Source organism: Streptococcus sanguinis (genome assembly GCF_050225395.1).
Classification (GTDB): Bacteria; Bacillota; Bacilli; order Lactobacillales; family Streptococcaceae; genus Streptococcus.
Window position 1 is genome coordinate 2,222,434 of the sequence record NZ_CP071431.1, and the last position, 14,153, is coordinate 2,236,586.

A 14,153-nucleotide genomic window follows, 5' to 3' on the forward strand; every position below is an offset into this window, starting at 1 on the left:
TCTTTCTACAGCTTGTTTATAAGGCAGCATTAGCCGATAAGTCGATAATTGATCCAGAGAAATCGACTTTTGATTAAGCTGCTCTAATTGTTTGAGTGTACTTACACATGCTCTTTTCATCATCAAACAATCACAAGCATAAATTTTGAACGAAAAGAAAAAGTTATCGTAGATTCTACGATAACCCTTCTTATAATATTCGATTACTTCATCACTATACAATCATTCATACTCCTCTCTATATTTTCCTAGTTCAAAAATTTCTTTTTACCTCACAATAAAAAGGTAACTTGTAAATATACAAATCACCTTTTCCTATTTATTATGAAGTCAACACTGACAGTTCTTCGGCTATTTTCCTTAAAGTAAAACGGATTTCCTCTCCTTCTTCATATTCTCTATCCGCCTCCACCGAGGCCAATTTTCTTTCAAACCTATTAATAGCACTAAGCAACTCCTTAGAATCGGTGGCCTCTTTTCGTGCCTGAGATAACTCTTGATTCTTAACCTTTAACTCAGACACCTCAGCATTCAATTGAGCATTCTGAAGAATGACCTCTTTCATCATATCCATGGTTTCTAAGATTTCCTTAGCACGAGAGCTGTTCTTATATAAACTTTCACGTGCCATTTTTTCATATTTCATTTCATCAGAAATATACTTTGTATCTTCTTTAATAGATTGATGTTCTTTTGATAATTCCTTTGACAACGAATCATGACTTTTTGATAATCTCTTTGACAATGAATCATGAATTTTTGATATTTTATTTGACAATGATTCATGATCTTTTGATAATGCTTCATTATCTCTAATAATATTCCACAGCGCTGCAGCGCCACCCAATACCCCAGCTACAGCTGTTAGTATCCCGCCCAAAGTGATCCAATCCATAATTGAAAATTCTCCTATCATTATTTTCTTCTTTCATTTTAACATATTTCCAATAAATATTTCATCATCATCCAATCATTCATATTCTTTCTCTCATCTTCTTTTTACCCTCTCACAGCTAACCAACAGCGTAGCTAATATCAAAAACAAGGTGGCCATCGTCATCTCGGCTGCCAATATTGATGCGATTTCAAAAGGGGACGGCATGGATTCAAATGGTGATTGATTATCACTGAAAGCAGTCTGAAAACGCAGTCCATCACAGACTATAATTCTGCACTGGATTATGACGGTGCTGGTTCAACTTCTGGTGGCACGACTTGGGCTATTGGACACATGGGATTTGCCCAAGGATTCTCCACAGGCACCAAGCAGTCTTATGTCAGCGCCATCGTCTCCGGCTTAGCTGGTGATACGATTACTATCACTGACTCAAAAGGCCGCATCATTGCACAAACAAGAGCAGATATTGACTTTGACCATATCGTCTTTTCAGATAAGGTACTCAAGGAAGGAAAGAACTACACGGTCACAAGCTCTGACGGCCATAAAGCAACTGTCACTGCAACGAGGCAGACAACTCCCCATCCTTCAGGTAGAATTGTAGACAAAAATACTGTTCCGCTCCTTCCAAACGGACATCATCCAGCCTTCCCAGGGAATGGTACTCCTCCCAAAGAGAACAAGAACTGATCCTCTTGTAAAGCATGCAGCAATACTCAATGAAAGTCAAAGAGAAGACTGCACTAATTAGCTGTAGACTGCTCAAAGCACTGTTTTAAAGTTAAGAATCAGACAGTAAAGGGAGTATATTGAGGCGACGCTGACGTAGTTTAAAGAAATTTTCAAAAGGTATTAAAAATCCCCTTCCTTTAGGCACAAGAAAGGAGGGGGCATTGCATAACAAAAACTACGAGAGAAGACTGAAGTAAAATAAGTTTGACGAAAACTTGACAAAGATGGTTACACACCGAGCATATTCCTAAGGATGTCTTATAATTTTTTTGGTTTAGGAATTAAGAAAGATTATATATATCAAGTTTTGATATGCCTCACGCTTGCATATCCAAGCGGCTTTCCCCGTAGTTCTGAGCAACTAATTTGTTCTAGGAAACATCTTAGTTGCTTTTTATTTTAAAACAACTATATTACGGAACATCACAGTCTGGATTAACAAAAGAATACAAGATAGTGACTGATTGTAAAAAAAGCATTTTCTTGCTTTCTAAAAAACGGCTACTGCTAATCCGGGTTTGGAGCAAAAAATCTCTGTCCCTTAAGGGAACAGAGATGAAATTTATTTCTTCTTCGCACGGAAGACAATGAAGCCTACCAAGCCTACTAGAGCTACTCCAGCAGCAATCATGATCCAGCTAGCATTCTCACCCGCTTTAGGGAGAACTTTCTTGGTTCCAACATTAGAGGCATTTCCTCCGCCAGTACCATTGTCTGATTCGATGATCACAACAGTGCTTCCTGTAGTGCTGCTTGAGCTAGAAGTCGTGCTACTGCTACTTGAGCTAGAGCTAGAACTACTACTGCTGCTCTTAGAGCTATTGTCCGAGCTAGGTTTCGGCGGTTGCGGAACTCCTGGAACTGGTGTATTGGTAATGTTCATACCATCAACAGTAGCTGTATAACCATAAACACGGTCTTCAGTAACTGAGTAGACAATATCTTTTCCATCTTCACCAGTCGCTGGCAAGTCAGTGAACTCATACTTCCACTCACCCTTATCATTCGGACCAACTTCTTTATGAGCGACTTCAGTGCCATTTGCATAGAGACGAACGGTAATCTTGTCTGGGCGTTTGCCATCTTTATCGTTATCATCATTCCAAGTCTTGGTACCTGAAGCAGTAATCAATGCCTTACGGTTGGTAAAGTCTTTGTAAATAATACCAGAACCATAATTTTTGAGCTGAGCGGCATTAACCTGAATCTCTTCATCTGACAGTTGGTAACCTTCTGGTGCCTTGGTTTCCTTAATCAGATAATGCTCCTTAATCAAGTTGCTGAAAGAAGCAATCCCATTAGCATCACTGGTTGCTTTTTGAACAATTGTCACACCATCTTCATCGTACAATGTGAATTCAGCACCTGCTAGGGCTTTACCAGCTTCATCTTTCTTAGTCACCTGCACACCATAGACATCCCCATGTGCATAGCCGTTTGCACGTTGGTAGCGGACAGCAACTGAAGATTTTTGCTCTTCGATATTATCTGCTCGCATGATTGCTTCGTTCGGGAAGAGTGTTCCATCAGTCGGAACTGTAGGGAAGTTGACACGATAGCGAACATAGAAGCCTTCATTGGCACCGATATGCCCCATGTTAATGGTAAAGGAACGCTTGTCAGCAGCAAGACTAATCGTATAATTTGCTGTCACATCCTCGCGTTGCTGGCTTAGTCGATAAGAGTTATCAGCCGGGTCAACAACCCATGAGCCTTTAAGAATTTGGAAGCTGTTGAGATCAATTTCTCCGGTATTAAAGCCCAGAGTATCTGAAATAACAACATTATCCAGTTCTTGATTTTGTTGGTTGATATTCAGGCTGTAAGTAATGCTCTTGATATTATCCGCATTATTCCAGCCGTATTTTATGAAAGTATAAGGAGTTGCTTGGCCAGGAAGACCTTTGTAGTCAATTTTTCCATATTCAACAATCTTCTTGCCAACGATAAGTTTCAGAGGAATAGAGCCTTTATCTCTAGCTACTGTATGATCAACGCGAGCTAAAAGATGGACTTTCCCTTCAATATGAGAGCGAGTCAGGACATAGTCTGTATAGGTCAGTGTAAGCTGTTTAGAGCTTGCATCAACCACAGCTGTCGCTACGAGATTGCCGTCATCATCTTTGACTTCAAAATCAGCTCCCTCCAAGGCAAATTCAGCAGGAAGTCCAATGGTCGTAGTATCTCCTGGCTGAACCTTGCCATAATTAAAGGCAAAGTTTGCGTCAATTTGGAATTTTTCCCAAGGGGAAAGGCCGTCAGTCAGTTCTTCACCCTTTTGATTGTAAACATTTACTGAGGTGATAACATCGTCTACCGTGTTAGCTCTGGCAGATTGACTGCTAGAAAACAGGCTAAAGAGGAGCACAAAGGCTACTGAGAAAAAGCGCGCAATAGTATGAGATATTCTTTTCATAAATAATCCCTCCGTTTTTTTCCTTTTTTCCTTTTTATTGAATATGTAAAAATATTAAAATTTCTTTACATTTCCAATATACTACATATATTAGACTAGCATACGATTGACTATAAGTCAACTATTTACCTTTACCAGTTCAGCTTTTGTCGACAATGTGTAAACCAGTTTATTTCTCCAAAAACCTTGTCATATAAGAATTGAAAACAGTTTCCTCCGTTATCTCCTTGTATTTTCTTGAAACAAAAATGTAATATTTGGCTGCATAATAAATGAACAAATATGAATTATATGACCATAAATATTCATATATATAAATTTGTTTTTAAAGATAAGCATAATTATTAATGCTTGCTACATAACTAGTCACAATAAAAAAACTGAACAAATATGCTCAGTTTTCTAATTGATAAATATAAGACAAAGATTATATCTAATTTATACGAGTATATAATCCCGTTATTTTTCTACATCATTCCGCCCATCATGCCTGGATCCATAGCTGGAGCTGGGCTAGCTGGTTCTGGTTGATTAGCCACCACTGCTTCGGTTGTCAAGATAAGACTGGCAACAGAAGCGGCATTTTGCAAGGCTGAACGGGTCACCTTAACTGGGTCAATGATTCCAGCCTCAATCATGTTAACCCATTCTCCAGTCGCGGCATTGAAGCCTGTACCAGCTTCAGAGTTTTTCAGACGGTCAATGACGATTGATCCTTCAAAGCCTGCATTCAGAGCGATTTGACGGACAGGCTCTTCCAAGGCGCGGAGAACGATGTTGCGACCAGTCCCTTCATCCCCTGCCAACTCAAGACCTGCGACAGCGTCCAGTACGTTGATATAGGCCGTACCACCACCGGAGACGATTCCTTCTTCTACCGCTGCACGGGTTGCGTTAAGGGCATCTTCGATGCGGAGTTTCATTTCTTTTAGTTCTGTTTCAGTTGCAGCTCCAACCTTAATCACAGCTACACCACCGGACAATTTAGCCAGACGCTCTTGCAGTTTTTCACGGTCAAACTCAGAAGTGCTGCTTTCAATCTGTGACTTAATGACTGCCACACGGTTAGCAATGGCTTCTGGATTGCCGGAGCCTTCCACAATCACAGTGCTGTCCTTATCAACAGTGACTTTAGAAGCTTGTCCAAGCGCTTCAATCGTAGCATCCTTGAGCTCTAAGCCAAGATCATCTGTAATCACTGTACCGCCTGTCAAGATAGCGATGTCTTCCAACATAGCCTTACGACGATCACCAAAGCCTGGTGCCTTGACAGCTACGACATTAAAGGTTCCGCGAATCTTATTAAGAACCAATGTTGGCAGAGCTTCACCGTCCACATCATCTGCGACAATCAAGAGCGGACGGTTGGTTTTCAAAATGTTTTCCAGTAATGGCAGGATTTCCTGAATGTTAGAAATTTTCTTGTCAGTAATCAGGATGTAAGGATTGTCCAGTTCGGCTACCATTTTTTCATTGTCAGTTACCATATACTGAGACAAGTAGCCACGGTCAAATTGCATCCCCTCAACCACATCCAACTCAGTTTCCATCCCTTTGGACTCTTCAATGGTAATAACGCCGTCATTTCCAACTTTTTCCATAGCTTCAGAGATGTACTCGCCGACTTTCTCGCTGCGAGAAGAAACGGCAGCAACTTGAGCAATAGCTTCCTTGTTAGAAACTGGTACTGAGTTAGATTTGAGGGCTTCAACAGCTGTCGCAACAGCTGCTTCAATCCCACGGCGGATACCGATTGGATTAGCACCAGCTGTAACATTTTTAATCCCCTCGCGGACGATAGCCTGTGTCAAAACAGTTGCTGTTGTTGTTCCGTCACCAGCGATATCGTTGGTCTTTGAAGCAACTTCTGAAACCAGCTTAGCGCCCATGTTTTCAAAATGGTCTTCCAGTTCGATTTCCTTGGCAATGGTTACACCATCATTGGTGATAAGGGGTGAGCCAAAGGATTTTTCCAAAACGACATTGCGGCCTTTAGGACCCAAAGTCACCTTGACAGTATTTGCCAAGATGTCAACTCCACGAACCATACTGCTTCTTGCATCTGCTGAAAATTTAATATCTTTTGCCATTTTATTATTCCTCTCTTCTAATCTTACTCGACAACTGCTAGAATATTGGCTTCACTGACTAAGAGATAAGCTTCATCTCCGTCCTTGACTTCCACGCCTGCGTGATTTTCTACGAGAACCTTGTCTCCTTCCTTGACACTCAGGGATACCAGCTCACCGTTCAAAGTACGAATACCTTGTCCGACTGCTACAACTTCAGCTGTCTTAGTCGCTGCTTGGCCGTTGCCTGCAATGACAAATCCGCCAACTTTCTGCTCTTTTTCTTCTACTTTTAAGACCACACGGTCTCCTAATGGTTTTAACATAGTTTTCCTCCAAAGATTGAATTTTTAGCACTCTAAACTATTGAGTGCTAATCTATAGTTATTATTTTATCACTTGGTCAGAAATAGTCAAGAAAAAAACCGGCTAGATGACAGAAAAATTTTATTTTTTCTTCACTGCCTCCTAAAGTCAAAGAAAAAAACAAGTCCGAGCTAAAATCCTCTCAGACTTGTCTTTAGGGGGAGAAATGTCTATCTTGCAAGTTTTAGTTTTGCTTCAAAATCATCAATTACTTTTTGCAGATTTAAGCGTCCTCTATAGATGCCATAGCCAAATACGAGCATGGCTAAGATACCAAGTAGAGCTAGGACGATTCCTGCAATCAGTGCTAGGAGATTGGTCTCATGAAAGAGATAAATCAGAACAAGACCGATGCTGGCAATGGCAAAGAAGAGACTGAACCAGCGTCCTAGATTTTCAATCATATGCTTCTGGTAGTGAATTTCTGTTTCATAGCCTTGAATCAATTCTTGTTCTGTCATGATTTTCTCCTTTTAATATTTCAATCCTGGGTTGAAGAAACCAACTAATACACCAACAAAAGCAACTACAACGAGGATGAGCATAACTTTGATTGGAGAAAAGTTTTTCTTCGCCATCAGCCACCAACAGAAAACGATAAAGAGTGCTGTCAAGAGACCAGGGTAGACACCATCTAACTGATCTTGCATGACCAAAAATGCTTTACCAGATGAATCTTTCAATTGGAAAGCCGTTTTTACTGGAACCCAAGTGGCAGCAACTGCTCCGATAACCATACCACCAACGATAGATACTGATTTACGGATAGCCTGTCCTTGAGGACCTACCAAAAATTCAACAGCTTTATCACCTAATTCATAACCTTTGAAATAGGCGAATTTCATACCTGCATAGGCAAGTAAATTCCATACTACGATGTAGAAAATTGCACCTAGAGGTGAACCGCCATTAGAGAGTCCTAGGGCAATCCCTAGAATAATCGGAATCAAGGTACCAACAATAAGGGAATCCCCAATACCTGCAACCGGTCCCATAAGACCAGCCCGCAGTCCATTTATAGTTTCATCATCAACTCCATCAGCACCATTGGCACGCGCTTCTTCAAGACCAGCTGTAATCCCAACAATCAAAGCTCCCAGCTGAGGTTCTGTATTAAAGAAAGCAGTATATGTTTGCATAGCCTTTGCCTGCTCTTCTTTATCCTTATAAAGCTCCTCCACCACTGGCAACATAGAAGCTAAATAACCAAAGGTCTGCATGTGTTCTTGTGAAAAACAGGTTAGATTCCCATAGTACCAATGATGGAAAGATTTGCCTAAAGTTTTTCTCGTTAATTTCACCATCTTAAATATCCTCCTCATCATCGTCTTCAACAAAATCTGCATTTGTTCCCGCAGTAGCTTGCGCTCTTATATTTTTTGCCATTTGAATTTCATAAAACAGAACAGCGAAAATCAGAGAAACAACAGCACAAGAAACAAGATTCAGACCCAGAGAAGCTGCCAATGTAAAACCGACAAAGAAAGGAATGAAATCAACAGCTTTTTCAACAATTTGTTTTAAAAGGATAGCGATTCCGACACATGGAAGCAGTGAGCCAACTGTAAAGAGAGTTTTCATAGGAATTCCATCCAACGGTAGAGCTGATTTCAAAGTTGTTACAGCCTCAGCACCTAGTTTACACATGATGAGTGTAGGCAGGAATGAAAAAACCAAGTGTGAAATCCAAGGGAAACCCCAATCGACTACATATAGCTTTTTAAAATCCTTTTTTTCTACTGCTTTCCAACCAATATGCTGCCAAAGCAGATTCATAGTTGCTGTACCATAGAAGAGTACTGTACCAACTGTTCCTACCAGAGTTCCCATTGATTTTGCAAGGTTTGCCGCATCAGCAGAATCTAAAGTTAAACCTTGTGTCTTAATGGCAACCATAGCAAGTGGAATCCCGATGTAAGAAACAGCTCGCACATCAGCAGAGACAGTACCACCAGGAGTGACCAAAGCGATGTAAACCAATTGCATAGCAACTCCACAAACAATACCGAGCTTAATATCTCCTAAGATAAGACCAGATATTAAACCTCCTACTAAGGGACGTCCTAATGTATAGTTACCAATAGATGTACCACCTAAACCAGGCATAGATGACAAACATGCAAATAATCCCAGTAAAGCGGCTTGCAGCCAAGAAATTGTCATAATAGACTCTCCTTTTCATTATTGTAATTAAAAACCAAATTTAGACTTGAAATCGCTCCAGTAACCGATGGAAACATCAGGCAAGAGCTGGAATTTGACTTTGTAGCCAGCTTTTTCAATCGCTTCAATCGCTTCTGCCTCTTCCTGAGTGATGGACTGGTTGTTGCCCAGCTTAACAGCTCCCGGACGGTCATTAGCAGGACCGACGATGATTTCCTTAACATCCCCAGGTACAAAACCTTGGTCCACTAGGATTTCCTTCATATCTACAGGATTTTTCGTAATGAGGAAATAACGGCTGTCTGACTCGGTGACCTTGCCTGATTTTTCCTTGAAGGCTTCCTTGGTCCAAACAAAAGTCTTCTTGTCAGAAGCTCCCTTGTAGGCCTGAATCAAAACCTTGTTTCCTGCCGCAGCATTATTAACTGCAATCAAGCCATCACAAGGGTATTCCTTAGCCCAGCGAGTGACTGTTTGACCGTGGATCATGCGGTCGTCAATCCGTACAAATGATACTGTCATCTTTAAAATCTCCTTTTATCTTTTATAATGTATAGCGGAAGCACTAAATGTCATCTTCATCTTCGTCAGCTGCATCACTTACGACTTCAAATTCCTGCAAAGCAGCTGTGGCCTCGGAAAGGATGGCCTGAGCCAGCTCTTTTCCGTCCAAGATGTCTTTCATAACCAAGCCAGTAAGTCCCATGGTCAGGTTCAAACCGCCCAAGATAACTGCTGAGTCGAGCTTACCCATGTCAGCTAAGACGCTAGCTGCTGTCGTCAGAGGACTGCCTCCTACAATATCAGCCAGAACTAAGACACTGTCATCAGCGCTTAAGCCAGACAAGGCCTGAGTAAAATCAACTGCAAAATCATCAACTGACTTGCCTTCCTGAAGACCGACCGCAATCACCTGATCCGTCTTGTCTCCAGCAAACATCTTCAAGGAACTCTGCACGCCTGCAGCCAGTCCCCCATGGCTGACCAGTACAAGGTATTTCATCTTTCCTGCCTCCTTTATCCTTCAACTTCTTAGCCAAGTCAGGCTTTAGATGACGAAGGATTTATTGATGATTTTATTGTACAGAATATGGAACCGGTTTCATATTGTCAAATGTCACTTTGCCCAGATGACATTTGTTAGGAAAAATATGACATTTGTCATATTGGTCTAGTCAGCTGTGCTTTTTTCTGGCTTAATTAGAAATAAAAAAGAAAGCAGATTATTTTCCGCTTTCTATTTCTCTTTGAATGCTCGGTAGGGCACTGTCAATCTCTTGATTCTGCATAGCATTTTGAATCAGATAGTCCATCCGGTCCATCGTATGACGGTCTACTTCCAGACTGATGTCAATGATGGAGCGATTCATCATGTGGTCTAGCCTCTCAGAAGTCAAGGAATCCAAGCCAAAATCATCAGCTTGTAAGATTTCTCTAGCCTGTTGACTTTTCACCACAGATGGTAAGACTGAGGTCCCCTGCGATTTTTCAAACAAGGCCTGCTGACTTTCTTTATCCTGTGACAGCAAGAGCATAAATTCCCAAGCTAGCTTCTCTTGCTTGGTATTGGAAGACATAGCAAAAAGCGAGGTCTTGACCTGTGTTCCCATCACCTGGCTATTGGCTGTTGGCATCGGGATACAAGTCCAAGAAAAGCTAGAATACTTGGCAACATGGTATGGGTAGGGCTTGTAGGTCCGATACTGGGCCAGACTCATGGGGTAGAAGGCCACCCGCCCCTCATCAAAATCATTAGAAGTCACCTTATAATGCTGGCTGAGCATGTCTAGCTTGCTCATAAAGGCCAAGGCTTGGTGCATCTCTGAACTGTCTACATTGATACCGGATTTATCGGTAAGATGGCCGCCATAAGCTACCAGAGCTTGCTGCCAAGTGTAATCTGTTATACCGTACTGGTCCACCATACCATCACCATTAGTATCCTTTGTCACTTTCTTGCAAATCTCATAGAAATCCGCCAGGGTCCAACCTGACTCAGGAATGCTAATTCCTTCTTTTTCAAGCAGGTCTTTATTGACACACATCATGATAGGATTGCTCTCAACTGGAAGAGCATAGCTGACCCCCTGATATTGCCCAGCTTCATAAGCCACCGGATAAAAGGCTGTTCGTTCATCATCCGTTAGGAGGGTATCCAAGGATTTGAGCGCGCCAGTCGAAGCCAACATGCTAAAATCGTTTTCTGGTACCATAAAGAGATCTGGCTGTTCGCCTCTCAGGACTTGCTCTGCCAGCCAGTCAGCGTAATCATCCTTGGGAATACCGCTTTCGTAGACGACCTTGACATGAGGATGCGTCTTTTCAAATTTTTTAATCAGGCTGTCCAAGACCTTGTTTTCGCGGCTGTTAGGCACATCCCAGCTAGAGCCAGCATAGACCCCGATACGAAGGACTTTTTCCTGAGCTGAAGCCCAAAAGACAAAAGCCAGAGCAACAGATATGATCAGGACAACCAGTAGGGCCAAATGTCTCAATCTCCACTTCATTTGTCGCTTTCCTTACTAAAATCTCTCTGGGTGACTCCGGTCTGCACAGCCCAGATAGCCAGCTGGGTTCGGTCACGCAAGTTGAGCTTGGCTAGGATGCCTGACAGGTAATTTCGGACTGTCCCTTCTGATAGAAAGAGCTTGGCTGCAATTTCTTTATTAGAAATCCCAAAGCCAATCTGCTGGATAATCTTCCACTCCGTCCGGCTCATGTCCTCTATATTTTCTTCCGTCACTGTGATAGCAAAGTTGGACTGAGCCATCTGTGAAAAGATTTTGAAGACCTTGGTGGCAATATTGGGATTGATCATAGCTCCGCCTCGATAGACTGTCTGAATAGCTTCGTGAAGTTCTTCTGTCGAAACCCCTTTGAGAATATAACCAGACGCACCGTATTTGAGAGCGGAGAAGATAAATTCATCGTCATCAAAGGTCGTCAGAATGATAATCTTAACATCTGGATACTGCTCCTTGACAGCCTTGGTACAGAGAACACCGTCCATGACTGGCATGCGAATATCCATCAAAATCACATCTGGGCGCACCCGATGAAGCTTTTCCAGCACTTCCTTGCCGTCTCCGACTGTCCCGACAACCTCAATATCTGCGTGGGCAGACAGGATGATTTGCAGAGACTCGCGAATCAAGGCCTGATCGTCTGCTATTAAAACCTTAATCATGTCTTCCTCCTATTTTTGGGATTTCGATATGCGTGTAGAAACCGTCCCGATTTTCAAATCGGACGCTTCCGCCAATAATCATTAGGCGCTCCTGCATCTGCTTGAGGCCATAGCCATAGTGGAGTTCATCAAAACCAACACCATCATCCTGAATGGTCATTACATAGGACTCTTCCTCCAGCAACTCAATCCAGATAGTCTTGGCATGCCCATGGCGGACAGAGTTGGTAATAGACTCCTGAATCACCCGGAAGACAATGTCTTCCTTGGCGATATCCAAGTCAATATTATCCCATTCGTAACGGAGATGAATCTCCAAATTGGAGATGGCTTCATACTCACGGATAATCTTAATCAGAGCTTCCTTCAAAGTGTTATTTTCCAGAGCTCCCGGCCGCATTTTATTGAGCGAGCCTCGGACATCACGGATACCGTCTCGAACGACGACTGAGACATTGTTGAGCTGCTCCTTAGCTCGGTTAGTATCAATATCAACCAAGACCTTGACCGCATCAATACCCGCTGAAATTCCCGTCAAGGCATGGCCCAATGTATCGTGAATCTCTCTGGCAATCCGCTTCCGCTCTCGGTCTTCTGCTATCTTTTCGGACAAGGCCAGATAAGAATTCAACTCGCGATTGGCCTGAGAAGCCATGCGCAGCTCTTCCTCAATCCGATGACGCTCTGTAATAGCCGACAAGATATAGAAGAGCAAGGAAATCATAAAGACAACGATATTGAGGGAGTAGAGAAAGTTCTTACCGAAAAGCAGTAACAGCCGAACGGACTCTGGGTAAAACCGAATATAGGTATCTAGAGAAGGCAGCTTGATAAAGAGCGACATGAGGTCATAGTTGGACAAGAGCAGCATGCCAAAGCTCAAAATAATGAAAGAAAACCAGTACTTCTTGTCCTTGGAAGAATTGAACTCCTTAGAGCCATAGAAAATATCCGCAAACACCAAGAGGATCAAGCCATTGTAGGACGAGTGCAAGACGGAAAAGATGACCAGCATGAGCAGGATTTCAATAATAGTCGCCTTGTCATAGACGGACAGCTGATTGGGGTGGCGCTCCCGGTAGTACATGACCAAAAGCAGACTGCCATAGAGGCTAATTGATACCCAGAAAATCAAGCTGGGAGAGCCCGGAATGGCATCCAAACGCTCCAAAAGCGAGTGACTGAAGCCCTTAGCCGCTACATAGTTGGTCGCAAAGAGATAGATGGACGCATTATAGACAATGGCAACCAGATTGATGACCATCAGGGCTATTTTGCTGTAAAATATACTTTTTTGAGGTCTCATTATTGCCACCCTGTAACTGTGTATTGACTGATATTATCCCTGTTGACTAAGTGAACTGGAATCAGGTATTGGCTGTCGTAGGATTTCCCCTCTTGCATCAGCTCAATTACCTGCGCCACCTTGCGTCCCATCTGAATGGGCGATTGGGCCACGGTCCCCTCTATGTCGCTAGTCGTAGCCAGAAAGTTTTTGATATCTGGTGAACCATCCACGCCATAGATTGAGATTTTCTTATCAAGACCTTGATTTTTAATAGCAGCCAAGGCCCCGATAGCTGCTCGATCATTGAGCGCCATAACTACATTAAAGTCTAAACCTTCATCCAGAGCCCCTTTGACCTGTGGCATGGTTTCCTCAGTCTGGCCTAGTGTTTCTTTCTGGGAAATAATCTTGTAGCTGGGCTGTTTTTCAATCGTATCAATAAATCCCTGAATCCGGTCCATGGCAGAGACGGCATTGCGGTGCTCTAAAAGGAGAATGTTGGCAGAAGGCAAGCGCTTCATCATGTCCTGGGCAATCAGGACGCCTGCTTGGTAGTTATCAGACACAATGGTCGTATCCACTTTTACATCCTGACTGATAGGCGCATCCACTACGATAATTTTAATCCCAGCTCGCTTGGCCTTTTGAAGAGAGGAAATGATACTTGGACTATTGCTTTTGACCGGATTGATAACAATGACATCAACCTTTTCACGGACAAAAAAGTCAATCTGCTGACTCTGCTTGCCCTCATCCAGCTCAGGATCCCGAACGTAAAGTCGGCTGCCCTGCTGGTTGGTTTTCTTCTCCAACTCCGCATTTAAGGTCTTGTAAAAGTCATTGTTCATGGTCATGTAGGTCACCCCAATCTTGACCTGCTTCTCATCTGGCAGAACGCCCTTTAAATAAACAAAAAGCAAACCTAAGATAAGCAGAATGAAAAGCGGCCAGAGAGCCTTCTTTTGATAATGCTGTATCCGTTTTTTGACCTTAGCTGATACCATTTTTCACCCCCTATGCCGCAAGCGCCTTTA

At 42.6% G+C, this 14,153-nt stretch carries 13 protein-coding genes and 1 pseudogene; 1 reads left to right on the forward strand and 13 read right to left on the reverse strand.

All coding sequences use genetic code 11. The features are described from left to right. Positions 1-322: 322 nt before the first annotated feature. Complete coding sequence (locus J1C81_RS10805; protein ID WP_002916837.1) at positions 323-916, reverse strand: hypothetical protein; 594 nt, start codon at positions 914-916, stop codon at positions 323-325. Positions 917-1,004: 88 nt separating this feature from the next. On the opposite strand from J1C81_RS10805, the pseudogene J1C81_RS10810 reads away from it, so the two are divergent. Then, a pseudogene (locus J1C81_RS10810) lies at positions 1,005-1,588 on the forward strand (carbohydrate-binding domain-containing protein); the annotation flags it as partial. 604 nt (positions 1,589-2,192) lie between these two features. On the opposite strand, the gene J1C81_RS10815 reads toward J1C81_RS10810, so the two are convergent. The 12 genes from J1C81_RS10815 to J1C81_RS10870 all read right to left on the reverse strand — a co-directional run bounded on the left by J1C81_RS10815 (position 2,193) and on the right by J1C81_RS10870 (position 14,123). After that, positions 2,193-4,046 (reverse strand): Cna B-type domain-containing protein, encoded by a 1,854-nt coding sequence (locus J1C81_RS10815; protein ID WP_002916843.1) that lies wholly within the window; start codon positions 4,044-4,046, stop codon positions 2,193-2,195. Positions 4,047-4,513: 467 nt separating this feature from the next. Further along, entirely contained in the window at positions 4,514-6,136 is a 1,623-nt protein-coding gene (gene groL, locus J1C81_RS10820; RefSeq protein WP_002898576.1) for a chaperonin GroEL, read from the reverse strand. A gap of 23 nt (positions 6,137-6,159) precedes the next feature. Further along, entirely contained in the window at positions 6,160-6,441 is a 282-nt protein-coding gene (groES, locus tag J1C81_RS10825) for a co-chaperone GroES (protein ID WP_002916854.1), read from the reverse strand. Between the two features lie 210 nt (positions 6,442-6,651). Next, on the reverse strand, positions 6,652-6,942 hold the full coding sequence (locus tag J1C81_RS10830; protein ID WP_004189594.1) for a hypothetical protein: 291 nt from the start codon (positions 6,940-6,942) through the stop codon (positions 6,652-6,654). 12 nt (positions 6,943-6,954) lie between these two features. Further along, positions 6,955-7,785: a PTS system mannose/fructose/sorbose family transporter subunit IID gene (locus tag J1C81_RS10835; protein ID WP_002923061.1), complete on the reverse strand. Its 831-nt coding sequence runs from the start codon at positions 7,783-7,785 to the stop codon at positions 6,955-6,957. A 1-nt stretch (position 7,786) separates the two neighbouring features. Further along, a complete protein-coding gene (locus J1C81_RS10840; protein ID WP_004189597.1) occupies positions 7,787-8,644 on the reverse strand; it encodes a PTS mannose/fructose/sorbose/N-acetylgalactosamine transporter subunit IIC in 858 nt (285 codons plus the stop codon). Between the two features lie 27 nt (positions 8,645-8,671). Next, positions 8,672-9,166, reverse strand: a complete 495-nt coding sequence (locus J1C81_RS10845; RefSeq protein WP_002896729.1) for a PTS system mannose/fructose/N-acetylgalactosamine-transporter subunit IIB — start codon at positions 9,164-9,166, stop codon at positions 8,672-8,674. A 43-nt stretch (positions 9,167-9,209) separates the two neighbouring features. Further along, the gene (locus J1C81_RS10850; protein ID WP_002919851.1) at positions 9,210-9,647 is read right to left on the reverse strand and encodes a PTS sugar transporter subunit IIA; all 438 of its coding nucleotides are present in this window, start codon (positions 9,645-9,647) and stop codon (positions 9,210-9,212) included. A gap of 220 nt (positions 9,648-9,867) precedes the next feature. Then, on the reverse strand, positions 9,868-11,151 hold the full coding sequence (locus J1C81_RS10855) for an ABC transporter substrate-binding protein (protein WP_004189602.1): 1,284 nt from the start codon (positions 11,149-11,151) through the stop codon (positions 9,868-9,870). Continuing rightward, entirely contained in the window at positions 11,148-11,831 is a 684-nt protein-coding gene (locus J1C81_RS10860) for a response regulator transcription factor (protein WP_002896732.1), read from the reverse strand. Before J1C81_RS10860 ends, J1C81_RS10855 begins: the two co-directional genes overlap by 4 nt. Next, a complete protein-coding gene (locus J1C81_RS10865; protein WP_002896734.1) occupies positions 11,824-13,137 on the reverse strand; it encodes a sensor histidine kinase in 1,314 nt (437 codons plus the stop codon). The genes J1C81_RS10860 and J1C81_RS10865 overlap by 8 nt, the downstream gene beginning before the upstream one ends. Beyond that, on the reverse strand, positions 13,137-14,123 hold the full coding sequence (locus tag J1C81_RS10870) for a substrate-binding domain-containing protein (RefSeq protein ID WP_004189606.1): 987 nt from the start codon (positions 14,121-14,123) through the stop codon (positions 13,137-13,139). Before J1C81_RS10870 ends, J1C81_RS10865 begins: the two co-directional genes overlap by 1 nt. Positions 14,124-14,153: the final 30 nt, after the last annotated feature.

Excerpts from the sequence above, each read along its gene's own strand:
- J1C81_RS10805 (WP_002916837.1), bottom strand. The coding sequence starts at position 916 with ATGATAGGAGAATTTTCAATTATGGATTGGATCACTTTGGGCGGGATA.
- J1C81_RS10815 (WP_002916843.1), bottom strand. The coding sequence starts at position 4,046 with ATGAAAAGAATATCTCATACTATTGCGCGCTTTTTCTCAGTAGCCTTT.
- groL (WP_002898576.1), bottom strand. The coding sequence starts at position 6,136 with ATGGCAAAAGATATTAAATTTTCAGCAGATGCAAGAAGCAGTATGGTT.
- groES (WP_002916854.1), bottom strand. The coding sequence starts at position 6,441 with ATGTTAAAACCATTAGGAGACCGTGTGGTCTTAAAAGTAGAAGAAAAA.
- J1C81_RS10830 (WP_004189594.1), bottom strand. The coding sequence starts at position 6,942 with ATGACAGAACAAGAATTGATTCAAGGCTATGAAACAGAAATTCACTAC.
- J1C81_RS10835 (WP_002923061.1), bottom strand. The coding sequence starts at position 7,785 with ATGGTGAAATTAACGAGAAAAACTTTAGGCAAATCTTTCCATCATTGG.
- J1C81_RS10840 (WP_004189597.1), bottom strand. The coding sequence starts at position 8,644 with ATGACAATTTCTTGGCTGCAAGCCGCTTTACTGGGATTATTTGCATGT.
- J1C81_RS10845 (WP_002896729.1), bottom strand. The coding sequence starts at position 9,166 with ATGACAGTATCATTTGTACGGATTGACGACCGCATGATCCACGGTCAA.
- J1C81_RS10850 (WP_002919851.1), bottom strand. The coding sequence starts at position 9,647 with ATGAAATACCTTGTACTGGTCAGCCATGGGGGACTGGCTGCAGGCGTG.
- J1C81_RS10855 (WP_004189602.1), bottom strand. The coding sequence starts at position 11,151 with ATGAAGTGGAGATTGAGACATTTGGCCCTACTGGTTGTCCTGATCATA.
- J1C81_RS10860 (WP_002896732.1), bottom strand. The coding sequence starts at position 11,831 with ATGATTAAGGTTTTAATAGCAGACGATCAGGCCTTGATTCGCGAGTCT.
- J1C81_RS10865 (WP_002896734.1), bottom strand. The coding sequence starts at position 13,137 with ATGAGACCTCAAAAAAGTATATTTTACAGCAAAATAGCCCTGATGGTC.
- J1C81_RS10870 (WP_004189606.1), bottom strand. The coding sequence starts at position 14,123 with ATGGTATCAGCTAAGGTCAAAAAACGGATACAGCATTATCAAAAGAAG.